This window comes from Fibrobacter sp. UWR4 (assembly GCF_003149045.1).
Classification (GTDB): Bacteria; Fibrobacterota; Fibrobacteria; order Fibrobacterales; family Fibrobacteraceae; genus Fibrobacter.
Map to the genome: position 1 here is coordinate 76,900 of NZ_QGDU01000008.1, position 24,752 is coordinate 101,651.

Annotated in this window: 18 protein-coding genes and 1 pseudogene; 11 read left to right on the forward strand and 8 right to left on the reverse strand. The window is 49.8% G+C overall.

Going from position 1 to position 24,752, the window contains the following annotated elements; all coding sequences use genetic code 11:
• Nucleotides 1–11: 11 nt before the first annotated feature.
• Nucleotides 12–1,532 (reverse strand): PEGA domain-containing protein, encoded by a 1,521-nt coding sequence (locus BGX12_RS04785; RefSeq protein ID WP_109734953.1) that lies wholly within the window; start codon nucleotides 1,530–1,532, stop codon nucleotides 12–14.
• 153 nt (nucleotides 1,533–1,685) lie between these two features.
• Here BGX12_RS04785 and BGX12_RS04790 point away from each other — a divergent pair, with 153 nt between their 5' ends.
• From BGX12_RS04790 to BGX12_RS04800, 3 genes are read left to right on the forward strand one after another with little or no spacing between them, the layout of a single operon-like run.
• Nucleotides 1,686–1,904, forward strand: a complete 219-nt coding sequence (locus BGX12_RS04790) for a DUF3791 domain-containing protein (RefSeq protein WP_146196249.1) — start codon at nucleotides 1,686–1,688, stop codon at nucleotides 1,902–1,904.
• Entirely contained in the window at nucleotides 1,901–2,449 is a 549-nt protein-coding gene (locus BGX12_RS04795) for a DUF3990 domain-containing protein (RefSeq protein WP_109734955.1), read from the forward strand. Before BGX12_RS04790 ends, BGX12_RS04795 begins: the two co-directional genes overlap by 4 nt.
• Entirely contained in the window at nucleotides 2,446–2,703 is a 258-nt protein-coding gene (locus BGX12_RS04800) for a hypothetical protein (RefSeq protein WP_109734956.1), read from the forward strand. Before BGX12_RS04795 ends, BGX12_RS04800 begins: the two co-directional genes overlap by 4 nt.
• A gap of 21 nt (nucleotides 2,704–2,724) precedes the next feature.
• Here BGX12_RS04800 and BGX12_RS16075 read toward each other — a convergent pair.
• Nucleotides 2,725–3,154 (reverse strand): annotated as a pseudogene (locus BGX12_RS16075) (phospholipase D family protein).
• A gap of 8 nt (nucleotides 3,155–3,162) precedes the next feature.
• The gene (locus BGX12_RS04810; protein ID WP_109734957.1) at nucleotides 3,163–4,887 is read right to left on the reverse strand and encodes an AAA family ATPase; all 1,725 of its coding nucleotides are present in this window, start codon (nucleotides 4,885–4,887) and stop codon (nucleotides 3,163–3,165) included.
• 170 nt (nucleotides 4,888–5,057) lie between these two features.
• Between BGX12_RS04810 and BGX12_RS04815 the strand changes: the two genes are divergently transcribed.
• From BGX12_RS04815 to BGX12_RS04830, 4 genes are all read left to right on the forward strand, one after another.
• Nucleotides 5,058–5,612, forward strand: coding sequence for a fibrobacter succinogenes major paralogous domain-containing protein (locus tag BGX12_RS04815; protein WP_233246258.1), 555 nt, complete (start codon nucleotides 5,058–5,060; stop codon nucleotides 5,610–5,612).
• 293 nt (nucleotides 5,613–5,905) lie between these two features.
• A complete protein-coding gene (locus BGX12_RS04820) occupies nucleotides 5,906–6,439 on the forward strand; it encodes a hypothetical protein (RefSeq protein WP_109734959.1) in 534 nt (177 codons plus the stop codon).
• Nucleotides 6,439–7,104 carry a hypothetical protein gene (locus tag BGX12_RS04825; RefSeq protein ID WP_109734960.1) on the forward strand — a complete coding sequence of 222 codons (666 nt, stop codon included), beginning with the start codon at nucleotides 6,439–6,441 and terminating at the stop codon, nucleotides 7,102–7,104. The genes BGX12_RS04820 and BGX12_RS04825 overlap by 1 nt, the downstream gene beginning before the upstream one ends.
• A 22-nt stretch (nucleotides 7,105–7,126) precedes the next feature.
• A complete protein-coding gene (locus BGX12_RS04830; protein WP_109734961.1) occupies nucleotides 7,127–7,894 on the forward strand; it encodes a hypothetical protein in 768 nt (255 codons plus the stop codon).
• A 149-nt stretch (nucleotides 7,895–8,043) separates the two neighbouring features.
• Here the strand turns inward: BGX12_RS04830 and dnaN are convergent, their stop codons facing one another.
• A complete protein-coding gene (gene dnaN, locus BGX12_RS04835) occupies nucleotides 8,044–9,159 on the reverse strand; it encodes a DNA polymerase III subunit beta (RefSeq protein WP_109734962.1) in 1,116 nt (371 codons plus the stop codon).
• A 1-nt stretch (nucleotide 9,160) separates the two neighbouring features.
• Nucleotides 9,161–9,310 (reverse strand): hypothetical protein, encoded by a 150-nt coding sequence (locus tag BGX12_RS15480; protein ID WP_158278171.1) that lies wholly within the window; start codon nucleotides 9,308–9,310, stop codon nucleotides 9,161–9,163.
• A gap of 64 nt (nucleotides 9,311–9,374) precedes the next feature.
• Here BGX12_RS15480 and BGX12_RS04840 point away from each other — a divergent pair, with 64 nt between their 5' ends.
• From BGX12_RS04840 to BGX12_RS04850, 3 genes are read left to right on the forward strand one after another with little or no spacing between them, the layout of a single operon-like run.
• Nucleotides 9,375–9,641, forward strand: coding sequence for a hypothetical protein (locus tag BGX12_RS04840; protein ID WP_109734963.1), 267 nt, complete (start codon nucleotides 9,375–9,377; stop codon nucleotides 9,639–9,641).
• A gap of 3 nt (nucleotides 9,642–9,644) precedes the next feature.
• A complete protein-coding gene (locus BGX12_RS04845) occupies nucleotides 9,645–10,475 on the forward strand; it encodes a M23 family metallopeptidase (RefSeq protein WP_109734964.1) in 831 nt (276 codons plus the stop codon).
• A 33-nt stretch (nucleotides 10,476–10,508) separates the two neighbouring features.
• On the forward strand, nucleotides 10,509–11,519 hold the full coding sequence (locus BGX12_RS04850) for a haloacid dehalogenase-like hydrolase (RefSeq protein ID WP_109734965.1): 1,011 nt from the start codon (nucleotides 10,509–10,511) through the stop codon (nucleotides 11,517–11,519).
• A 7-nt stretch (nucleotides 11,520–11,526) separates the two neighbouring features.
• Here the strand turns inward: BGX12_RS04850 and BGX12_RS04855 are convergent, their stop codons facing one another.
• On the reverse strand, nucleotides 11,527–12,756 hold the full coding sequence (locus BGX12_RS04855; RefSeq protein ID WP_146196250.1) for a hypothetical protein: 1,230 nt from the start codon (nucleotides 12,754–12,756) through the stop codon (nucleotides 11,527–11,529).
• Between the two features lie 710 nt (nucleotides 12,757–13,466).
• On the opposite strand from BGX12_RS04855, the gene BGX12_RS15740 reads away from it, so the two are divergent.
• Nucleotides 13,467–16,577 carry an Rne/Rng family ribonuclease gene (locus BGX12_RS15740; protein WP_233246259.1) on the forward strand — a complete coding sequence of 1,037 codons (3,111 nt, stop codon included), beginning with the start codon at nucleotides 13,467–13,469 and terminating at the stop codon, nucleotides 16,575–16,577.
• A 116-nt stretch (nucleotides 16,578–16,693) separates the two neighbouring features.
• On the opposite strand, the gene BGX12_RS04875 is transcribed toward BGX12_RS15740, so the two are convergent.
• Together BGX12_RS04875 and BGX12_RS04880 are read right to left on the reverse strand one after the other, a co-directional pair.
• Nucleotides 16,694–20,641, reverse strand: a complete 3,948-nt coding sequence (locus tag BGX12_RS04875; RefSeq protein ID WP_233246260.1) for a fibro-slime domain-containing protein — start codon at nucleotides 20,639–20,641, stop codon at nucleotides 16,694–16,696.
• A 190-nt stretch (nucleotides 20,642–20,831) separates the two neighbouring features.
• Nucleotides 20,832–24,632 (reverse strand): fibro-slime domain-containing protein, encoded by a 3,801-nt coding sequence (locus BGX12_RS04880; RefSeq protein WP_233246261.1) that lies wholly within the window; start codon nucleotides 24,630–24,632, stop codon nucleotides 20,832–20,834.
• Nucleotides 24,633–24,752 lie beyond the last annotated feature (120 nt).

The following is a 24,752-nucleotide window of genomic DNA, read 5'->3' on the forward strand; positions in this document are numbered from 1 at the left end:
TATGATATCCCCTAAAATGCGAAAGACAGACCGACGCCAATGGCGCCTACAATTGCGGTGATAATACCGGCGGTTCTTAACTTTTGGCCATTTTCGGCATCTTTCAAATTCTTCTTGTATTCCGCAGTATTCTTGAAACCCTTCTCGCTTGCGCTCTTTGCGTTGCTGTTGCCTACTATTGCGAGAATGGCTCCTGTTGCAGTGACTGCTCCGCTTGCAGCAATCAATCCCCAATGAAAATCTTTAGAATTTTCAAGTGATGTTTCTGGAATGTTTGTAGGAATTTCTGCAGGAGTTTCTGCTGCTACTTCAGTTGGTTCTGGAATTGCGATTGGCGTAGGCTGTGGAGGTTCTCCCATGGAATGTGTGATTTTTGTGACTTCATGCCATTTTAGTTCGGTTTTCACTTCTTCGGCATAGGTAGAGTCGCCTACAGTAATTTGGGAGCAAAGTGGAATAGTTCCAGAGAATGGTGTTTTTCCAATAGGGGCTCCGTCAATATATACGGTTACTTCTTGTGGAACATCATTTTTTTCCACATTCAGTTCAAGACCGCATGAACCGCGAACAAGCTTTTTTTCAATAGTCTGGTTTTTCCCTTTCTCGATGGCGACATTAAAATGAGCAGGATCGTAGCAGGGGTGGCTAATGGTAACCTGGTGGGGACCTTGGTCAAGAAGGATGGCCAAATCTTTTTCTTTAGAACCATCAACAGTTAGCGTTACGTCTTTCAAATCGCCGATGCTATCGGTCAGCGAGGGGGAAACGTTTAAGTAACCAAAGATGGGTTCCAATGTCAAGGATACTCGCTGATTGTTTTCAGTGATAGCAACTGTAACTTCGGTGTCGTCGTAGTGTTCCTTACTGGCTACAAAACGATGCTCGCCTGCTTCCAACAAAACCTTACAAGGAGTACTTGTGCACTTGGGAACCCCCTTGCCATCCACCGTGGGGAGGGCTCCTTCCGGATTGGATGTGATTTCTACGATGACCTTTTGAATAGCCTGGAATGCAAAAGCGTTATCGACGGAAAATTCTCCCCATCCAGTTCCTGCGTTTTTGACCTTCTTGAAAAATTCTTCGGATTGTTCCTTGATGATTTGTTCAACATCGTTGATAGTACTGCCTTTGCCGTTAAAACTGGAAATCAATTTGTTACCGGCAGTCTCGTACATTTCTACACTGATGGCCAGTTCTCCACTCACCAAAGTAATACGGGCTTGGGAAACGTAGTCTGCAGCGATATTTCGACCTGTTTCGGCAAGACAGCTTCCTTCACAGTCTTCAATGGTTTTGCCGGGAGGAAGCATCACATTGATGTTCTCGCGAGTCATGATGGTGAAGTTCTGCTCCGCAGGTAAGCTTTGAATTGCAAGACCTCGTAAAACGTCGGTAAGGTAACGGCGTTCTTCCGTGGAGATTTTATCCTTTGCGGAAGGTTCCGAAATGGTTTCAAGAATTGCAACGTATTTTGCCCACAGAGTCTGAGGGACAATGCAAAAGGCTAATAAAAGAAAGAATAGACGTTTCATAGGCGAATTTGTATTAAGCTGTAATGTAAATATATATTATCATTTCGTTTTGAGCTTGATTACCTAAATTTTGGATGGGAAAAATTGAGGAGAATCAAATGAGGGTGTGTGTGTCTCCTTTTTGTCTTTTGGCAAATTTTTATATTACCCCACATGAATCGTGCAGATGAGATAGTCCTGATGCAGGTGCGGCTTGTGCGACTTGCTGTAAAGACCTGGAACAAGAGTATGCAAGAAATTGCAGGACTGTTTTCTGTCAATGGCGTTTATGGATATATCCGTGAAATGTACGAGGAATTCCATGTCCAGGGGGATGCCGCAAACCTTGAAGAGGTCGGTGTGTTCCTGAAGTCAAAGGGAGTTGTGCTATGAATGAAAAGGTGACTCTCTATCATGGAAGCTATTGCGCCGTTGAACATCCGGATTTGGCGTTCTGCAGCAATGCAAAAGATTTTGGCCGTGGATTTTATCTGACAACGAACGAAATTCAGGCGAGAAACTTTGTTAAAACATCCATTAAGAAGGCCGCAAGTCGAGGCGTCTATTTTTCGGATCATGGTCGCGGTTTTGTAAATGTCTATGAATGTGTTCTTGATAATTCCCTGCAGACATTTACATTTGAAAATGCGGATTTATCCTGGCTGCATTGTGTTGCTGCACATCGTAGCGAAGGTGTTTTCCCTGGCGAAGTTGAAAAGTGGCGAAGCTACGATTTGATTTGTGGAAAAATTGCCAATGACAAGACAAATACTGTGATTTCTGCATATATAGATGGCCTCTATGGCCCTGTAGAATCAGATAGGGCTGGTGAAATCGCAATCGGTTTTCTGGAACCGGAAAATCTGGTGGACCAGTGGTGCTTCAGAAGTGTAAAGGCTCTGGGTTGCCTTAAGTTTGTGAAGGCGGTGCGTCTATGAGTCTTGAACGGGAGATTGAATTTTCCATGTGCCTGTTGGCTCAGATGGCTATTCGAAAGTTGGCAAAAATGCAGAACTGTTCCGATGACGAAATGGCTGCCGTATTTATGCAGTCCACTACTGCGCAAATGCTTTTTGATCGTGAGACAGGGCTGTTTGGTTACGGCCCCGATTACATAGCCAATGAATATATGGAAGAACTGGCTCGGAATTTGAAAATTGCATCGGATATCTGCGCGACTTATAAGGCGTAGTTGCGCCGCTGCAAAACGTCCTTACTTAATCCTATCCCCGCAATATTCCTTGCGGCCGCAGTTCTTGCAGTGGGCGCCCATCCATAGGGTGTCAAACTGGTTGATGGCGGCTTCGACGATTTGTGGGTCGTTGGTGAGGATGCCTGCTTCGAAGTTTCGCTTCAATGCGCTCTTCATGCCGATGCCGGCGCCGGTCAAATTGGCAGATCCGATGTAGGCTACTTCCAGGTCGAAAATCACCATCTTGAAATGGACGCGGGGGCAAAGCACGCGTCACACCGCGTTTCAGCAGGCCCGCAATTTGCCCCAGCAGGGGAATGGCCTCGCCGTTCTGCGTTACATACAAGTCCTTGATGTCGGCGGTACCGATCCACAGGGTGTCACGAACTTTAGCGATGCGTTCAATGACTTCGCTGTAATGTTCCTCGTTGGCGATGTACTTGGTAAAGATTTCAGACACTATGCAAAATCCCTGCCGTCAATCTCACTGATGTTAATCTGACCGAGATTTTCCACCTTTGCCAAACGATTGGCCTGGCGCTCGATGGTCTTTTCAAAGAGGTTGCGGACAAAACGACCGTTACCGAAATGGGAATCCTTTTCGCGGACTGCCTTCTCCACGCATTCTGTCAGAGCTGCCCGCGCAGAATCGTTCAAAATGTAATCGTACTTATCCACCAGCAACTTGAAAATTTCTTCCAGCTCGCTTTCGGAGTAGTCCGGGAAGTTGATATAGCGATTGAATCTTGAGGCGAGGCCGGGATTGGAATTGACGAAGTTCTTGATTTCGTCGGTGTAGCCAGCGATGATGACCACCAGCCGGTCGCGATCATCTTCCATACGCTTTAGCAAAGTATCGATGGCTTCCTGTCCGAAATCATTTTCGGAACTTCTGGAAAGAGTGTAGGCTTCATCGATGAACAGCACTCCATTCAATGCACTGTCAATGACCTTATTTGTCTTGATGGCTGTTTGTCCCATGTAGCCAGCTACCAGATCGCTACGGGATGCTTCTACTAGATGACCGCTGGAAATTACTCCCAGGGACTTCAGAATCTGCGCCATAATGCGGGCGATAGTGGTCTTGCCGGTGCCAGGATTTCCAGAGAAAACCAGATGGTAGGAAGTAGGCGGAACGGACAATCCCTTCTTCTTTCTTTCGTTCTGAATTCTCAGGAAATTACGGAAGGTAATCACTTCCTGCTTCACGGAGGAAAGACCGATCAAAGCGTTCAATTGCTTTTCGGCGTCTTCTGCGCACTGCTGGGCGGATAAGGTCGTAACCTTTGCGGTAACGGCAGCTCCATCCATATCGTTTTCAGAATCACAAGCATCCTTGTACTTGATGGTTCGGGGACTGAACTTAATATCTCTCGTTCGGTTAGCGAAACGATTTCCGCCAATGTATCTTTCCATGAACTGCAACCATTGAATTTCAGTCAAGGTCAACTTGCCGTCAATATTTGCAAGTGCCGCAGAAAAGTCATACATCAGGCGCATGTATTTTTTTGTAGCGTCCGGGGAGAAATCCGCAAAGACGGAAGGGAACAGGAAATAATCTCCGGCTCTTTCCAGGGGCGCGCGGTTCTGCTTCAATTCAGAAACCAGGGCACTTACGTCCACGTCATTGTTGACGATGGTCTGGAGTGTCAAACGTTTCCAGTCAATTTCGCAAGGTGTGGAAGAACGCAGGCGGAGCATCAGGGAAATGAAGCCGCAGGATTCCGGCTTCTGTATATCTACCGGATGTCCGGACTTTTCAGAAATGTAGGCCAGGTCCGTGAGAAAAATGGTGGCAAGTTCGTCGGAGGGGCTGCTTCCATTCTGGTTGGTAATGTGCATGCGGAGCTTGTCGCTTACGCCATTGAACAGCAGAAAATCCTGGAAGAAATTCACCATCTTGGAAATGGTGGGCTCCAGCTTCTGCATGTATTTTGCAAGCAGCGGGTTAATGACTGCCTCAGGAGCGACCTTGGTTGCCGTGGAGGTCTGGGATCCGTCGGGAGCTTTGGTGGTTTCCACTTGCTTGACGCTTAAATCCTTGGTAAATTCTTCCAGGGCTTTCTTGGCAAGGCCTTCCTTGATCTGCTTCGCCTTCTCGGTCTGAAACTGCCTGATAGCGACTTGGACACCGATGACGATTACGGCGAGAACGACAAAGAGGACTATGCTTCCACCACTCATGTTCTTCTAAATCTCCTTATTCGTGTATCCCAGACAAAATTCTATATATAGAATGTAGTATATATTTGACGATAAACTTTTCGCGGCCTTGTGGGTTGTCAAGAAATATGATTGGTTTAAAAATTAGACTTTCCTCACTTTATTCTTTAATTTGTCCAGCCATCATGGCCATGGCTTTTTGTACTCTGGTGTCATGCTCCAGTAATTTTACGGACGATCGAGATGGACAGAGCTACAGTGTGGTGGATATTGCTGGTCAAATCTGGATGGCTGAAAATTTGAACTACTCCGGCGTCGAAGTGGCGTCTGGAAGTTTCTGCCCCGAGGGTGATGAACGTAATTGCTCCAAGTATGGCCGCCTCTACAGTTGGGAGGCCGCAAAGGTGGCGTGCCCTGCTGGCTGGCGCCTGCCTACCCGCGAAAATTTTGAGAAACTTATGGCTACCGCTGGTGAAAAATCGGGTAAGGCTCTCAAGGCTTCCAGCGGGTGGTTCAAGAAGGGGAATGGCGATGACGCCCTTGGCTTCCGCGCTCTTCCCGCAGGCTTTAAGTCCGATAAGTTCGATGGTATCGGCGGTTATGCTCATCTCTGGAGTGCAACTGCCGACTCGCAGGAATCCGCCTTCGCCTACTATCTCTATCTGGATTTTAGCAGTTCTGTTGCGCGTCTCAGCAGTTTCAGTGCAGCAGACGGCCGTTCCGTTCGTTGTGTAAAACGGCAATAGCTGTTTTTGTAGCGGTTTTTTGTTTGATGACAATCTTTCCTGCAAGGTGTCTTTGACGAAGACCTGAAATTTTTACTATATTATTTCATACAAATTCAAAGAGTTCATAGATCGCTTCCTGCAAGACCCGGAAAATCCGGCGGACCGCAGTGGCGGTCTTTTTTTTTATGCTCTGAATTTGCGATGCGGGCTGCCCGCGACGAAACAAACCGAAACAAACCGAAACAAAAACGAAACAAACGGAATCGAACGGAAATAACTAGAAAAGACTTGAAAAAATTGGAGAGGTCATTATGAACAGAAAAAAGAAAATGAGGGCGTTGCTCCCTCATCCGGTGCATTTTGAAAAGCTGGAAATGTTTGGCGGCAATTACGTGGGGGATCCGACTCTCCTGACTTTGCCCTGGTCGCGTATCGGTGTGTTCGCATCCCGTAGCGAAGATCCTGCGATTGGATTTTTGCGGGAACAGTGGGCCATGTCCAAGGGGCGTAAGCGCTGTTGCGTTATCGGGACATTTCACTCCCAGGGGGAATGTGAAATTCTATATCACGTCCTGAAATTTGGCGGCTCGGCGGTATGGCTTATGGGTTGCTCCCTTCCGGCGGAACTGTCCAACTTTTGCAAGGACGCCATTCGCAAGGGGCGCCTGCTGATTGTCTCCTGCTTTAATCGGGAACAGCACACTTATGCGACCGCCCGTTATTGCGCCCACCTGGCAGATATGTATTCCAGTCGTCTCGCCATCTGGTCCATGAAAGAGGGGAGCATGATCCAGCCCATATACAATCGTGCTAAAGCGAACGGCAAGATGGTGGAGGTGTTCTGATGTTCGCGACGAATCCTCCTGACGAAAAGAATTCTCTTGACGGAAAGAATTCTCTTGATGAAAAGAAGTCTCCTGTAACGTCCGCTTTCCAGTTTCGCAAGAAGCGCCCGTGGAAATCCTCCTGCAAGCCTGTCCCGAAAATGCATCGTCAGGACTTCGAACTGCTGGAATGCAACCGTGCCTTGACTTTAACAGGAATGAGCTGGATTGGCAATGCTTCCCTCTGGCGCATGGGGCGAAAGAACCGCATTGGCGTTTTTGCTGGCGAACAGGCGCGAAGCAACGTGGATTCGGAACGTTGCCAGTGGGCGATCAAGATGGGGGCGCGGCGCCAGTGTCTGGTGGGGACATTCTTTACCCGTGCGGAACAGGAAATCCTTCGCTTGCACCTCCGTCATGGCGGGCGCGCCATCTGGCTGCTGGGTCGTTCGTTCCCGAAAGGTTTCAACACGGACTGCGCCAAGGCCATTTACGAGAACCGCCTTCTGGTGGTGTCCTGCTTCTGGAAATCCCGCTGGGGCTATTCCACGTACAGATACTGCACGCAACTTGTCTCCATGTGCGCTGCTTCCCTGGTGTTCTGGTCCATCGGGGAGAATCAGTGCACAGCCGCTGTCTACCGCAAGGCAATGGCTTATGGTATTCCTGTCGCACTTCACTCTTGACAAATGTACTATCTTTAGTTTTATGAAGTCTCAAGTCTACAATCTTCTCGGGGAACTGCAGTTCCGCTGCCAGCGTATCGAATGGCAGATGAGACGTCTTGTAGACCGCGACGCCAGCGATTCCGAAATTGCAGGAAAGTCTGCAGGCAAGGTTGGTTCTTTCGCCAACTTCAAGCAGACCTTTCTGGACCTGGTGTATGGCCCCAAGGTGGAGAAGAATGTCGAGATCGGTGAACGAAACCGTGCCCGCCGTAGCAAATCCCTGGATGCCTTTGTCAGCAAGCGTAATTACCTGTCTCACTATTTTGCTTTCGAGTTTGACCTTGCATCCGATGAGTCCTGCAAGAAGGCGCTTACCCGCCTAAAGAAAATCCAGAAGGTCATCGAGAAGACGGAAAGCGATCTGGTGGCGGACAAGGAAACTCTCCAGCGTTCCCGCAAGAGCTTGACCCAGATTCTCAATCCTTCTGACTTTCTGGCGGTTCTGGAGGAACGCGTGGTGCAGTTCAACAGCAACCGCGAAGTGGCTGCCTACCTGACGAGTCTCGGTTTTACCGATAGCGAAGTCCTGGTCTTTGTGGACATCCTGCTGTCCTATGAAAAAGGCACATGGATTGTTTCCAGTTCCTTCGGCCAGCGCCTTACCAAGCGCATTCCTGGCTTCAAGTTCTCTGATCACCAGGTCAATTCCCAGGGCAAACTTTTTGACCTGCTTGCACAAAAGCATTACATCGAACTCATTCACGATGTAACTGGCAACCAGAAGTTCCGTGTGCTGTTTAAAGTCTAGCGTCGGGACATTATATCCAGAAAATAGAATTTATTAATTTGTTTGTAATAAAAAAATCCGAGCGGATCATGCCGCCGGCAACCAAGTTTTCGTAAACGAAAAAATCCCGCCTACTAAGGCGGGACTTTTAATATCGCAATGTTTTGGACCTAGTCCGTGAGGCGGAGCGGCATCAGCAGGAAGCTGAAGTTGAGGCCTTCGCCAACCGGTTCGATGATGACAGCGCCAATGGGGTTGTTCATCTTCAGGATGACTTCTTCGCTCTTGCACATGCCGAGGATTTCGGAAATGTAGCGACCGTCGAAACCGATGCTGAAGCTGCCTTCGCCGCTATGGGTGACAGCCAGTGCTTCGCGGGATTCGCCGCCAACATCCGGGTCGGTTGCGCTGATTTCTGCCATGTTGCCATCGATCTGGAAACGGATCTGGTGGGTACGGGGATTAGCCATAGGCAGGATGCTGCGGACCTTGTTCTGCAGTTCGGTGGTGTTGGCCTGAACGGTACGTTCGAAGCTCTGGGGGATCACTGCGCGGTAGTTAGGATACGGTCCGTCGTACAGCTTGGAAATAATCTGGGTAGAACCGGTGGAAAGCAGGATGTGGGTTTCGGTGGTGCGAACTTCGATCTGGTCGTCGTTCTTTGCCATGCGGAGGATCTGCTGGAGAACCTTGGGCTGGACGATGATGCCACCGGGGAGGCTGACGCCTTCCTGTTCGATGCTTGCGCGGCCCATACGGTGACCGTCGGTTGCGACCATGGAAATCTTGCCGTCGGTTGCTTCCAGGTATACGCCGTTCAGGTTCAGACGGGTAGAGTCGTTAGAAACTGCAAATGCGGTTCTTTCGACGAGGAATGCCAGTTCGCATGCGGCAAACGTAATGCTTTCGCCTTCCACTTCCGGGAACGGAGGGAAGTCGCTTGCGTCAAAGCCCATAATGGAAGCCTGGCCGCGTTCGCTCCACTTGATCTTGGTCAGGTAATCCTGGACGTCGATGCTTACGGTTTCGATAGCGGGGTCTACAAGAGCCTTGATGAGTTCAGAGAACTTACGGGCGTTCACGACCACTTCGCCGTCACGTTCGCCGTTCACTTCAATCTTGGTCCTGATACCCAGGTTCAAGTCAGTAGCGCAGATTTCGAGGATATTGCCTTCCAGACGGAGGGAATAGTTGTTCAAAATCTGAAGGGTGGACTTGTTAGGAATTGCTGTAATTGCAGTCTGCAAGGCTTCCTGCAACACGGACTTCTTGATTTCGAACTTCATTCTAGCCTCTCTGGATAAGCGTGGTTCCCACATAGAAAACCACGGCAATAATTGCAATTGCAACGATAACCCAGGTATTCAAGCTTTTCTTCTTGCTGGGTACAAATTTCTTAGCATCTTGCTTAGCATGTCTACGATCGCGACGACTCATAGAAAATCTCCAATTGTATTACGGATAAAAAACTAATTTTTTTATAGACGTAGGAAAAAAACAAATGAGCGAAACACCTCTAAATAAGCTAAAAAACAAGGGCATGGATTGTGCCTCCGCGGTGCTTACCCGTGTTGACCTGGCGATGGAGGAGTCCAAGCTCCGCAGATGCTTTACCCGCCTGGGCCAAAAGCTTCACGGATCCATCAAGACCCAGCTTTTTACCGACGTGAAGAACGACTCCTCCATGGTGGAACTTCTGGGCGAAATCGAAGAACGAACCAAGGTGATTAAGGAACTTAAGAGCCGTTTGAACAAACGAGTGCTGTAGAACGTGAAAAAACTCGAAATACATGTATTCCCCAACAAGACCAGCAGTGGAAAGAGCTATAGGCTGTCCATAGTTCGTGCTGTGATTACGGTATTCCTCGTGATTGCCGCAGTAGCTGGCTTTATCCTGTTCTCTCCTGCCAAGATTTTGGACAACGTAACGAGTGGTGACATTACGGAAATGCATCGCCAGAATTCTACCATCAAGAAGGAACTGAAGGTTATCCGCGAAAGTGTGGATGAATCCATCCTGAAGGCAGAAGAAACTCGTATTCTCCGCGATAGCACCATGAAGCATAGCGGCATGGGCTTTAAGCTGGAACAGACTGTTAACGAAGATGAAAATAGTAAGGCTCGCCGCAAGAGTCTTATGGAAATGGAAGTTACCTTCAAGAATCTTCTTGCCGCATTGGAAAAGGATTCCGCCTTGGCTGCAAGGATTCCTGTGCTCCATCCCATGAAAAACGGTCATCCTGTCCGTAAGCGTTTCGAGATGGCTTACGACCCCTTTACTGACCGTATGCTGCCTCATCGCGGTATTGACTATGTGGCTGCCGAAGGCGATACGGTCTACGCTACAGGCGATGGCGTCGTGGTTGAATCCCAGAAACATCGTGGTTTCGGCCTTTCCGTAAAGATTGAACACGTTAAAGGTGTAAGGTCCTTCTACGCCCATCTGGAACAGTCTCTGGTTTCCAATGGTTCCAAGGTTTCCCGCGGTCAGCCTATTGGCATCGCCGGCGAAACGGGACGTGGTTCCAGTATTGGCCTTCATTACGAAATCCGTCTGGCAGGTAATTCTGTTAATCCGGAACGTTTCTTTATAACGAAGTAGGTTGGTTCATCCTGTAATGGAGCGGTAGAATCTATGAGTAAATCTGCATTTGAACAGAACATTATCGCCATGGTGTGGGACTGCGACAAGACCCTCATCAGCTCCTACATGCAGGAACCTTTGTTCCGCCACTACAATGTGGACGGCGCCAAGTTCTGGCAGGAAGTGAACGCCCTGAAGACCCGCTACAAGGAACAGGGAATTTCTGTCAATGCGGATACCAGCTACTTGAACCACATCCTGACTTATGTAAAGGCGGGACTATTCAAGGGCCTTTCCAACAGCCTGCTTCGTGAATTCGGGAAGGAACTGAAGTTCTACCCCGGCCTTCCGGATTTTTTCGGTGAAGTGAAGAAACTCATCGAAGAGGACCCGAAGTACAAGGCATTCGATATTCGCCTGGAACATTATGTGGTAAGTACAGGTTTTGCGGAAACGATCCGCGGAAGCGCCATCGCTCCCTTTGTGGATGGTATCTTCGGTTGCGAATTTATCGAGGACGTTCTCCAGCCCGGTTTTCTGGAATCCCCGCGTCATTCTGAGGATTCCCCGCGTCATTCAGAGGAATCCCTTCGTCATTCTGAGCGTAGCGAAGAATCCAGTGAAATCTCCCAGATCGCCTGTGCTCTGGATAATACTTCCAAGACCCGCTACCTCTTTGAAATCAATAAGGGAAGCAACAAGTATCCCGAAACCATCGACGTGAATTCTACCATCGCGAGAGAAGTCCGCCGCGTGCCTTTCCAGAACATGGTGTATATCGCCGACGGTCCCAGCGACGTGCCCGCATTCAGTATTCTGAATTACAATGGCGGGAGCACCTTTGCCGTATACCCCAAGGGGGATGTCAAGGGCTTTAAGCAGGTGGAAACGCTCCGCCGCGATGGACGCGTCCAGATGTTCGGCGAAGCGGACTACAGCACCGCAACGCAATCCTGGATGTGGCTTACGGAAAAGGCCCGCGCCATCGCCGACAAGATCGTGGAACAGAAAACCGCCGCCATCAAGAACAGTGCCGGCGCACCGCCAACGCATTTGAACTAGTGTTCTGCTAAATCCCCACGTACATGTAGAATCCGGTGGTGAACCCGCCGCCGTTAAGGTTGTTAAACTCTGGCGTATTCAGGAAGATGTAACCTACTTTCAGGCGGAAACCTGCGTAAATTTTCCATCCCTCGTCACTAACGTCTATATCCAAGTCAAAGGGGCTGAAGTTTAACATCCCGCCAAAGCTAAAGTCTGCAAAGTCCCCGATGTTATTGTATTGGTGGTTTTTATCTACGTCGTAGTCACTGTCAATATGGAAACTATAAGCGTTCCAATGGTAGCCTACATAAGCTCTTACATCAAAATAGGGCGTATAGTAGGGGCGCCATTCCAGCAGGAGGGACATTCGTACATCTCCATTTTCCCTGTTATACAGGGTGTCGTTCACCACATGGTCTTCGCCTGTTTTCCTGCTGTAAAAAAACGTGACTTCGTAATCCATACAGAAGGGGCCTCCACCAAAGCAGCCGCCGATGCCCATCCAGTTTAAGCCCATCTGGTAATCGCTCTTGAAGACTTTCTGGGCTCCATTTCTCAGGAGTTGTGCTTCGCCTCCGAAGTAGAGGTAGAATAAAGGACTATAGGATCTTTTCTGTTTTGAAGACGGATGGGTTTTCGTCCTCATTGCATAGGAACGTCCATCTCGCAACTGTGTGCGGATATCGACGGGAAGGACGCTAATGCTTTTTTCAAAACGGAAGTCGTTTGCTGGTGCAATCAGTGCTTTTTGCAAATCGGCTCTAAGTGCGTTGCTATCGCTCATGAAAATGCAAGAAATGCAACGAAAGTTATAAGCTTTTAGATAGTTTGTGTCATTAGCGAGTAAAGCGAGTGGGGCTTCATAGCCGCTAATGGGCGATTGACCGTAGGTTTCCTTCAATTTCGTTGCAATTTTAAGCACCTCCGGAATAGAATCGTATTTCTTTTCCTGAACCATCCGTAGGGCGGTGGAATAGAGGGGTGGTGCATCGATGGAATCCATCTGGATGTAGTCTTGATAACGGGAATATTCCTTCAGACTGTCATAGGGGAAGGACGATAGCTCTTCTTCGGAAACAGGCCTTGAAAAATGATGGGGAAGGAATACGCGGGGATTGGAATCGATGCTTGCGATGGGTTTGAACTGATAGAAACGTTTTTCCTTGATATTGTAGGTTGGAGCGCTACTTGTGAATGAATAGAGGGTGAGTACGGAATCCTTGGGTGGTGCGGTCCATGTTCCTGTGGAATCCAAAATTTTTTGTACCTGGACTCTAGTGATTACGAAATCCTGGATTATTGGGTTTAAAATGGATGCAATCCTTTTATCATTTTCGGGGATCCCTGGGGCATTCTTGATGATATAGGTTGCGCTCTCAAGGAAACTGTAGGCCTTTTTAAAAGCGGAAAGAAAGTGTGTGCCTTGTTCTGAATCGGACCAAGTCTCCTTTTTTTCCGATTCCCAGGATGACATTTCTTGCCAATCTATTCTCTCTATGACCTTTCCGTAAACAGGGGAAGGGGATGCCTTCTCCGGAACTGCTGCGTAACAGATTAGAGCACATAACAATAATGTGTTGAGTATTCTTGCTAACCCCATTCCCATACCTCGTCTAGATCAGATAAATGCCCAATTCGTTGAGGAATTTGTTCAGACAAAATAACGCAAATCCAAGAATCGCAATCAACAGGATCACGTATTGTACAGGATGTTCCCTAAAGCTATAATCACTGTTCTGATACGAGAAATTACCCCGCACAATGGCGGTAATAAACCAGGCGAAGAAAATGACAGTGAGTATTAGGGACATTTCCCTTAAAAATACAAAAAATACGAGCTATTTCAGCCCCGAATCGCCATTTCAAAAAAATCAAATAGACCCACTTATATATATATTTGTAGTCCCTAGTACTCTAGGGGCAATTTTATCGACTATCAAGTTTTTATTGAACTTTAGGTTTTGAATGACGAATAAGTGTAAGTGCGGGATTCTGATTAGCAAGACCCCCTACGAGAAGCGCTATGCCATCATGGAAGATGGTGAATTGGCGGAACTGATCGTAGATGGTGGTAGTGCTGTCCAGATTCTCGGAAATATCTATAAGGGTATTGTTAAAAAGGTCCTTGCCGGAAAGCTTGCTTTCATCGACATCGGTCTTGATGCGGATGGCGTCCTGCTGCAGGAAGATGCAGTGGACAGGAGTGCTCCCCGTGGCAAGTTCGACCGTGATGATGTGGCTGTAAGCATCGAAAAGGTGCTCCAGGTAGGTGACGAGGTGATGGTCCAGGTGTCCGCCGAGCCCGAGGGCAAGAAGGGTGCCGGCCTTACCATGAACCTGAATTTGGCAGGAACCCTCCTGGTTTGCATGCCGGGTACGGACCTGATTCGCGTCTCCAAGCGTGAACGTGACCAGGCTCGCCGTACTGATATCAAGCGCTTTATTAACCATGCCAAGGCAAAGGATGTTGGCTACATCGTCCGTACCGAGGGTGTGAACGCTTCCGAAGTGGAACTGACTCAGGAAATGCGTGGCCTGGAAACCAAATGGGAAGGCATCAAGGAAAACTATGCTAACCTTTCCGGTGCAGGCCTTGTTTACGAAGAAAGCAATTCTACAAAGCGCGCAATTGGCGAATACATCAACGAAAATACCGATTACGTGTACATCGACAATCGCGATGAGTATTTCGCCCTCCGTGAAGATTTGAAGGCCATGTCTCCGGACTTGCTGGACAAGGTGAAGCTCTGGAGCTCCGCCGAAAGCCTGTTTGAATACTTCAAGGTGGAAAACGATTATGCCCGCTCCCTGCAGCGTACGGTTCCCCTGCCTCGTGGTGGAAACCTGGTGATCGAACAGACTGCAGCCCTCGTGTCCATTGACGTGAATACCGGTCCTAAGGTCCATGGAAAGGATCAGGGCAAGATTATTCTGGAAACCAATATCGATGCCTGCCGCGAAATTGCTAAGCAGCTGCGCCTCCGTGACGTAGATGGCCTGACCATCGTGGACTTTATCGATATGGAGACCGAGGCCGACAATACCACGGTCTATAACGAATTTTGCAAGGCCATCCGTCGCGATAAGGCAGAAGTGACTCCGGCTACCATTAGCCAGTTCGGCCTCATGGAAATCAAGCGCAAGCGAGTTCATGTGGAGCCCGTTGGCGGCAAGACTCATGTGTGCCCGGTTTGCAGTGGCGGTGGCCGTACTGCAACCCTGGAAAGCACCCTGGGTATGATTGACCGCTGGATGGCTCGTGCCAGCGCCAAGGAAAATATGAAGCAGGTAACCCTGGTGACCAACCCCTACGTGGTGGATGTGCTTGCCAAGGACCGCAGCCGCATGTTCAACTACCTGGAATACAAGCATGGCATGACTATCGACTTGATCCAGGACGAAAATGCACATGTGAACCAGTTCTGGATGTACAACGAGAACAAGGAAGACATCACAGACCAGTATAACTTTGCCGATGTGGAAAAGACGGTCAAGCCGGCTAAGCCTAAGCCTCAGAAGCAGCCCGGCCAGAAGCGCAACCGTCGCGACAATCGCAACAAGGCTAAGCGCGAAATCCTCATCAGTAAGACTCCCTATGAAAAGCGTATCGCAATCATGGAAGATGGTGAACTGGTGGAACTGGTGGTGGAAGGCGTTTCTTCCAACCGCGTGCTGGGTAACATTTACAAGGGTGTCGTCCAGAAGGTGCTTCCTGCACTGAAGGCTGCCTTTATTGATATCGGTATGGAAAAGGCCGGCTTCCTCCATCAGGAAGACGCCATGGACCGTTCCGAACTTCTCCGTCGTGAATACGGCGATGACGATGAAGAGGGCGGCTCCGCAAAGGAAGTCCCCATCGACGAAATCCTCAAGGAAGGTCAGGAAATCATGGTGCAGGTGGTGAAGGAACCCATCAGTACCAAGGGTGCCCGTCTGACGACGCACTTGAGCTTTGCTGGTCGATTCCTGGTCTGCATGCCTGGCACCAACTTCATTGGTGTGTCCAAGCGTGAACGTGACCCGGCCAAGCGTCGCGAGTTCAAGAAGGTGGTCCGCCGCCTGAAGGGTCGCGATGTGGGTTACATCGTCCGTACCAACGGTCTGAACGAATCTGAATTTGAAATCAACAAGCAGATGCGTGAACTGGAAGCCAAGTGGGAAGAAACGAAGTTCAACTTCGAAAACCAGCCGGCTGAAACCTGCATCTACGAAGAATCCGATTCTATTGAACAGACTGTCCGTGAATACTTCAGTGACAATACCGATGTGGTCTACATCGATAATCGTGCTGAATACTACGCTCTTCGCGATTACCTGCAGCGCCTGTCTCCGGACAAGCTGAACAAGGTGAAACTTTGGAACGAAGACGTTAGCCTGTTCGAAAATTTCAAGATTGAAAACGACTACGCTCGCTCCCTGCAGCGCAAGGTTCCTCTGTCTAACCACGGCCATCATATTGGCTGGTTGATTCTGGAACAGACCGAAGCTCTGGTTTCCATCAAGGTGGACCTTCACGGTAATAGCCTCAACTTGGACGATGGTGTTATCGTCTGTCAGGAAATTGCCAAGCAGCTTCGTCTCCGCGACGTGGGCGGTCTCATTATCATCAAGTTCCCGGAATTCGCTACCGAAGATGTTCGCGAAGGCGTTTACCAGGAGTTCCGTAAGGCGATTCGTCGAGACAAGGCTCCCATCAGCCCGTCTCCCATTAGCCAGTTCGGCCTGATGGAAGTGACCCGTAAGCGCGTCCGTGTGAACCTTATGACTGAAAAGACGGAAGTCTGCTCTGTCTGCTGTGGCGGTGGCCGTATCGGTACCATCAACGGCACTCTGGGCATGATTGATCGCTGGATGTCTCGCGCTCACAACAAGGGCCGTATGCGTGAAGTTACTTTGGTTGTAAACCCTGCCGTTGTGGATGAACTTTGCAAGAACGATTGCAATGTTTACCGCTACCTGGAAGCCAAGCACTTCATGAAGATCAATCTGGTGGAAGACGATCACGCACACGTCAATCAGTACTGGATGTACGACAAGAACAACGAAGATATTACTGAACTGTATAACTTCGCATAAGGAGATGTTGAGGGGAGGCGAAGCTTCCTCCTCAATTTTGTCTGGTCATCGCTATGTTGTGATTAAAAAAAGGACCCGCGTTTTGCGGGCCCTTTCTTTTTGAAATTGCTGGTGGGCTAGAACTCCAGTTCAAGACCGTTGATTGCGCCGCGGCGGACGCCCATCAGCTTGTCGCGGGTCTGGTCCAGAGTGGTCTTGCCGTTAACCTTGATCTGCATCTGGAGTCGTGCAATGTACACGCCTGTACCGACCAGTCGGCCCTTATCGGAACGCATGTTCCAGGCCAGGAACAGCTTGCCCTTGTTCGCCATGCAGCCGCCCTTGCCGTAAACGGATTCGTCGGAACACTGGATGGTCTTGGATGCGCCACCTACGTATTCGCCAAACTGGCTGTAGTAGCGGGTCTGGTAGTGGAGAACTACTGCGGTGTCTGCAACCAGGGTCTTGGAGCCGCTACGGAATTCGTCCACGTTGGTTTCGTCCAGGGAACCGTTCTTGATGGCTTCGATCAGGGTTGCGCTTACGCCGGCCTTCTTAAGCTTGTCATCCAGTTCTCCCTTGCGGATAGCTTCGAACAGGTCTGCCTGGGTGGTGGTGGAAATGCTGCTGATGGTGATTGCTGTATCACGGCTGGCTTCCACACTTTCCTTCATCAGGTCAGTAATGGTTGCAGCTTCCTTGGAACTCATCTTGGATTTGTAGTTATCCTTGGTGATCGTTCCGTTCATTACGCCATCGATGGTTTCCTGACTGAGAAGGTAGTTTTCGCCAATGAGACCGCCCTGAATATCCTTGAAGATGTCTGTCAGGGCTTCCGCTTCGGTCATACCTGTAATGACGGTGTCGTAGGTAGTCGTGCTGCCCAGTCGATTTTCAATGAAGGCGTCAAGGGTGTTGATATCCTTCTGGGTTTCTTCCAGCATAATCTTGGAAATGTCGAAGTCGATCAAGTGGCCCTGCACACCCAAGGAATCGCCGATACTCTGCACATCCTGATTGATGTTGGTAATCAGGGTGGGCTGGGTGGTTTCAGGGTTGGAAATGATACCGTAGGGGTCTTCGCCAACAGCAATCACGCCCGGGGCTTCGTTACTTACTTCCTGGTCGCCGGTGATGGTTACCCAGGGATTGTTCTCGTGAGGCTTGTTGCCGGAGAGGTCAACGGTCTTTACGTCCTTGAAAAGGAAACGAATCTGGTCGCCGTTATCCGGGAGGACTGCGTCTTCTGTGGAGGATCCGTAGATCAGAACCAAGGTACTGCCCTTGCCGCTAATCTGTACCGGATTTTCAGGAGCGCCGGGGATGCCGTTGCGCACGCACATCAGCTCGAAGATATTGGCGAAGTCTTCGCGGGATTCGTCCGAGATTCCTTCGCTCATGGTGATTTCAAGCTCGCGGTTACCATCCTTCAGCTTGGTCTTCACTGCCTTAAGGACAATGGGGCCGACGCCGTCGGTGATTTCCTCGTTCTCGGTATTGAACTGGGTCGACTTGTTGCCTTCGGTGTAGGTAAACCAGGAATTCAGCTTGCCGGTATATATGGTGGTTTCACCACCGGTAATCTGCCTGCTTCCAAAGCCGCAAACATCAGCGGTGCAGGACTTGCCTGCGGATTCGGCGGTAATGATCAGGTCGGTGTTGTTGACGATCTTGTAGCCGGTAGTGGTGGGGAAGGATTCGCCGAAGGTAAACTGGATGGAATCCAGATGTGCCTGGCCCTTCAGGTCTCTATCGTAACTTACGTACATGCTGTCGGCACGGCCATCGCCATTACGGTCCACGATGATTGCGTTCTTTACGTGGGGGATGGGAGGATCCTTGAAGTTCAGCTCGGTCCAGGTGGAAGCGGTTGCTGCGGATCCCTTGGCGATCAAAGTCACGCCCTGTACGGCTGCGTTAGCATGGATGTAGAAACTTGCTCTGCCCTTTTCGTCCAGGTTCACAGAAGAAATCTTTCTGCCGGTAGAATCCTGAATGTCCACATTAGGATTGTTAAAGGACAGGTTCACTTTCTTGTTGTAATTCGTGACGACCGCCCAATCTTCGAAGAAGGAAATGTTCACCTTGTAAGTGGCGTAAGCCCAGTCGCCAATCTGCAACGTATCCCCAGAAACTTCTGTGCCCAGTACGGACCAGTTTTCCTTGGTAAAGGCGACTCTAGGAACCGCATAGGACGGAACCACAATTTCGACCTTGGTCATCTGGGAGGGATCGGACTTCAGGGTGATTTCCAGGAAGTAGTGTCCCGGGGGGAGTGTTGCGTTGTCCACGATCTTGGCGGAGTCAATGCTGAAGGTGGAGTCAGAGAAAATCTTAAGACCTTCATAGTAGGTCTTGCCCGGAGTGAGGATTTCGTTCGTATTGGGGCCGGTCAGCTTGAAGTTGGAGGCACCGCCGGTAGTATCCACTTCCGTGTTGTTAGGGTCAAAACCGCAGGAGAGCTTGTTCTTCTTGTTCACCTGCCAGACGTCATAGTTCGTTACGGAGCCGCGCTTGTCTGAGGTGACAAAGATGGAGGCGTCCACCTGCAGGTCGATGGAAGTGCGCATACGGAAGTTGGAGGAACTTACGTGACGTTCCACATAGAAAATATGGAAGTTGTAAGTTTCACCAGGAATCAGTTTCTTGCCGTTGTTCTGGCCGATGGTGTCCAGGTCCACAGCACCTGCAACCTGTCCATGCTGACCACCGATATCCACTGCAAGGCGGTTGTCGATAAAGACCCACACGTCATCGTCACCGTAGAAGTCAAAGTACTGGCCAGGAACATATTCGAAGGTTGCCTGGATCTTGACTGCAAAGCCGAAATTATGGTTACCGCCGCTTCCGTTCAAGTTGTCATAATAAGGATTCTTGATAGTCTTGGCTTCGTCCAGGTATTCGAAGTCGTCCACCAGGAACATACCGCCCTTGTTCTTTTCGTTACCCTCGGAAATCTTGCTGCTGGAAACTTCTGCAAGCCAGAACCCTGCGTCATCCATGGAAATATAGAGATCGCGGCAGGTCATATTGGTGTATTCGTTGCCTGCATTGTCCTTGGCCACCACTTCGGGGAGGAACCAGTCGGCAAGGTGAGTGGTAAGTTGGCACTTTTCAGGGAACGGAGTGGCAGGAACCGGAACACCGTTCTTGCCCAGATTATATTCCACCATTCCTTGCATGAATCCCTTGTTGTTGTTGCTGCCGCCGCAACCACCGGAACCGAAGTCTGCGCTAACGCCGTTGTCGGGATTACCGTTACCGCTGACGCCGTCGCCTTTATTGCCGTGGAGCCAGTCAAAGACTGTTACGGGGAACTTTTTCAGGGGGCAATCGCCCAGAACCTTGGGATATTCGGAGTAAACGGTAGGAACATCGTTCTTGTAACCCTGGATCCAGATAGTGTCGCTACCGAGAGCGGCTACGGAGTCTAGGGAAATTTCGGTAGCGATCGTCGGTTCCTTGTTGACCATGCCTTCGGCGGTTACATAGTTCAAACCGACGGTTTGCTTGAAGTAAACGGTAAAGTTGTTGGAAGGAGGTGTAACTGCAGTTCTGAACCAACCGCAATAATTCTTCATGGCGGTCATGGTGGCTACAGAGTCGCCGTTCATGTAGAGGACTGCGTTGGTATTGGACCAGGGCGTAAAGAATGCGATGACTTTCTTGCCCGCGGGTACCTGGTCTTCCTTGCCGCCAGTAGGCTGTTTATCGCCACCGGGCTGCTGTGCACCAGGATCATTGCCAGCAGGCTTGTTGACGGTAAGTCTACCATTCTTACTTAGGGTTGCCGTAGCGGTGGTGGCGCCATCGGTAAACAGGTTGCTTCCTCTCACGGAAGTAATTCTTGTTTTGCACTCCTTGTCGCTATAAAAATTGATGGTTGTACGGTCAATTTTATTGTTGGTTTGGACAATTACGCCGTCTGCTGCGGATTTGCAGGTTTGATCTGTTGCATAATAAAGATCGCCACCTTCGTAAGTAACGCTTGCAGTATACGTCGCTGCAAGTGCGGAAGTAGCACTAAAAAAGACACCTAAAGCGAGAGCGCGAATTGCGCCCCCGAGGGAATTATAACACCTCATCCAGAAACTCCTCAGATCCTTGATAATCCAAATCTAGAAATACCTTTTTTTTTGCGAAATTTCAATACCCTCCAATCTGCAGGGAGGTTAATTTGCTGTTTACAAAGCCGATTTCATGCGCCAGTAATAAAAAAAGGGAGTTTTCATCCCGAAAAGATGAAAACTCCCTAACTTCTTGTTGAAAAAAGCGTTATAGACCCAGGTCTATTGCATTTACCTGGCCGCGACGGACACCCCAGAGGAAGTCCTGGGTGCGGTCCGTAATGACCTTTGTATTTACCGTTACCTTGATCTGGATACGGGCGATATATACGCCGGTAGCGGCAAGTCGACCGCTAGCGGAACGCATGTTCCATGCCAGGAACAGGCGACCATCGCTTCCCAGGCAATTTTCGGCACCATCAGCCTTGTAGATGTCTGCGTTACAGTTGATTGCGCCGGATTCCTCGTTCACGAAGTGACCAAGGCTGGTGTAATAGGTGGTCTTGTAGCGAAGAACGGTCTTGTCCGCTACGGCGGCAACAATGTTCTTGACATCGGTTTCCGTTCCGTGAGCGTAGTTCTTCAGGTTTTCCTTGGTGAGAAGGCCGCTCTTGTAGGCGTCTACGATGGTTTCGCTTACGCCATACTTCTTCTTTGCCTTTTCGATGGAAATTTCACCTGCGGAGACCTTATTAAGGATTTCTTCTAGTGTGTAGCCCTGCTTGGCTGCGGCACTGGTGCTATCCTTCTTCATGGCTTCCTTGTCGTGATAGATGGAGGTTCCCTGAACTTCCTTCACGATTTCGGCGATTTCATTTTCGACCAGTTCGGCCATGTCCAGGTCTCCCAGGAAGTGACCCTGGGTACCGAATTCTGCGGCAGCGGCTTCAGCGGAAATGTTGTCGCCGGTAAGGATCTTGGGAATAGTCGCGCTATCGCTTCGGATGATTTCCTTTGCCTTTTCAAAGCTTTCGGTACCGGGGGTCAGCGTGACGACTGCCGGGCTGGTTACCGTAATGCGCTGTTCGCCAGTGATACGCACCCACGGGTTGTTTTCGTGGGGCGGGACTCCGAGCAGGTCCCTAGCCTCTCCATTCTGGGATGGCGGGGTAAAGCGGACGGAATCGCCTACAACAGGAATAATGTCCAGGTCGCTACCCTTGGGGAATACCAGAGTCCACTGGTCGAAAGGAATGGTCCCAATGTCGCTAGCAGGTTTTACGATGGAATCCTGGATGCCATTCTTCCAGCAGTGGAATCTGAACATTTCCGTATTGGCCTGGTTGTAATCCAGGCCTTCGCTGAAGGTGAGCTTCAGCTGAGTGTTGCCGTCGTTCATGTATTCCACTTCGGCTGCGAGAATAATAGGGCCTACGCGGTCTGTCAGGGCGCCTTCCACAGGGAAGAGTGTCGCCTTGCCGGCGTCGTCCGTGTAGGTGTAATAGACTGTGATCTTTCCAGTGTAAGCCTTCTGTGCTCCACCAGTAAAGATTGCTGAGCCGAATCCTTCTGCGTCAGTAAAGATGGAAGCGGTCATGTCCCCATCCTTGTAAATAGCCTTGTAGGGTCTGTCGTAGTTGCCGCCAAAGATGAACTTTGCAGAATCCAGAACACTTTGCCCGCCAAGAGGTTTGGTAAACTGAATCCAGATGCTGTCTGCACGGCCATCGCCTGTGCGGTCAAAGATGTAGGCGGTTTCAATCTGCGGTACCGGCGGAACTGCCATGTTGATGTGGGTCCAGTCCACGCTCTTGTTTTCTGCGCCAGGGCTAGAAACGGTAAGCGTTGCATTGATTACCTCACCAAGGCCCTTCACGTAGAAACTTGCACGACCCTGTTCCAGAAGGATTTCTGTGATGGGGTCGCCCATGGAGTCACAGGGCTGGAGCATAGGGTCGGAAGTGGTGACGGTAACGGGAATTCCGCTGTACATGGCAGCCCATTCCTCGGCGTACATGATGTATACCGGATAGGAGCGTCCTGCCCACATCTTTTCGGTCTTGCTCAGGCTCAAAGGCAATGTGTCGCTGGAAACGTTGCGAGAGAGTTCGTCGCCATAGGGTTTCCAGTACTGGTCGAAGTACAAGGTGTCTTCAATGTTGTAGCCAATAGTGTAGTAGTTCGAATCCTTGACGTTCGTGGCGAATGCAAGATTCGGAAGAGCGTGGGGAGGAATGGTAAAGTAAACGTCCTTGTATTCGTCCTTGTTGCTCTGGAGGGAGATCCGTACATAGTAGGTTCCCGGAGGCAGGAGCATCGCTTTACTGAGGGCGTCGATGTCGATTGTCAGGCGAGTGTATTTTTCGGCAATGGTGATACCGCCGTAGTAGGTGGAGTCCTGCACCTTCAGTGCGACGCCACCCTTGGAAACGCCCTTACCGAAAAGTACAAAATTGGAAGGACCCAGTTCAGTACGTTCTGTTTCGGGGCTGCTGGAGAAATCACAAGCCAGTTCGCGCTCGCGGATAATCTGGTAGACATCCTTGATCTTCATGACGGTGGTGTCGCTGGAAAGTTCAGCGAGAAGCATGCTGGCATCTGTCTGAAGGTCAATGGACGTACGCATCTTGAAGTTGGATTCATCCTTATGGCGTTCCGCATAGAAGATATGGAAGGGATAAGTTTCGCCTTCGGTAAGGCCTAGCTTATCCAGATCCACGGAACCATTGGACTGGTGATGCTGACCGCCGATGTCCACCACCAGCTTGTTGTTGATGAACACCCACACGTCATCATCGCCGTAGAATTCAAAGTACTGGCCCTTTACGTATTCGAACTGGGCCTGGATTTTCATGGTAAAGCCGTAGTTATGAGTGCCGATTTCCTTACCGCCGCTGATCCAGTCAAAGTGGGGGTTGGGAACGGTTTGTGCTTCGTCAAGGTACTTGAAATCGTCCAGGAGGAACAAGCCTTTTTCTGGACTGTCAATATTGCGCTGCCCCTTCCAGAACCCCTTGTTGTCCATTTCCAGTTCCAATTCGCGACAGGTTACGTTGGTGTATTTCTTGCCGTCAGCACCAGTGGCAACTACTTCCGGAAGGAACCAGTCGTTCAGGTGTTCCGTAAGCTTGCAGTTTGCAGGGAAGTTGGCTGCACGTACGGGAACACCGTTGGGACCGAGGACGGAATCCACCATGCCGGTATAAAGATTGTCGCATCCACCAGTTCCGAAATCCTGATTGGTGGTTCCAGCCTGGTTTTTTGCGTTAATGGCATCATCTTCATTGAGATTGTAACCGTTCTTGCCGTCACCATCGCCATGGAGCCAGTCGAACATCATGACGGGAAGCTTTTTGATGGGGCAATCGCCCAGGTCGCCCGGGAAGGAGGAACTCAATTCAGGATAACCGTACTTTGCGGAAATCCACACTTCGTTGCTGATGGCCAGAATGGAATCCAGTGCAATTTCATCGGAAATGGGAATGGTCTCATGGGAAACGCCGTCCTTACCCAGGTAGGTGTCCCCAATGGACTGCTTGAAGTAAACGTATGCGTCCTTGGGAATAATTCTCAGGGTGTCTACGAACCAGCCACAGTAGGTGTCACGGATGGGAACCATGGTGTGCTTTTCGCCGTCAACATAAATCAGGGCAGAGGTGTTGTTCCAGGGAGGAAGAACCCTGACGATTGCGGTGATAGAATCCGGAAGAACATACTCTTCGGGAATTCCCGGCAGGACGGTGATGCCGGTAGCGTCCAGCTTAAGCCAGACTTCGTAAACGGGCTGGTCCTTTTCCTGGTAAATGTAGTCAGGGAACAGCTGCTTCAAGGTCGGAAGGCTGGCTTCGTCCTTGTACAGGTAAGTTTCGCAGTCTTTTTTGCCTTCGGTGCATTTTAAACCGAAACGCAACTTACGTGCTTCCACAGCCGATGTCTTAAGACGTTCCTCTTTGAACTTTACGGTATAGGTGCCGTTGTGTTCTCTTTCCAGAGGCTTGAATTGGATATTTTCTTCGTTATCGGCGTAGTAAAGGCCTTCGCCGTCATAAATGACGTGGGCGATTGCCACCGTTTGCGCATTTGCGCACGACACAAACAGAGCTAGGAGCAACCCTAAGCCCCGGAATAGGTTTTGATACCTCATCCGTTCTCTCCTGTTAACCAGACATTTTCCTAAAACACCGGTGCC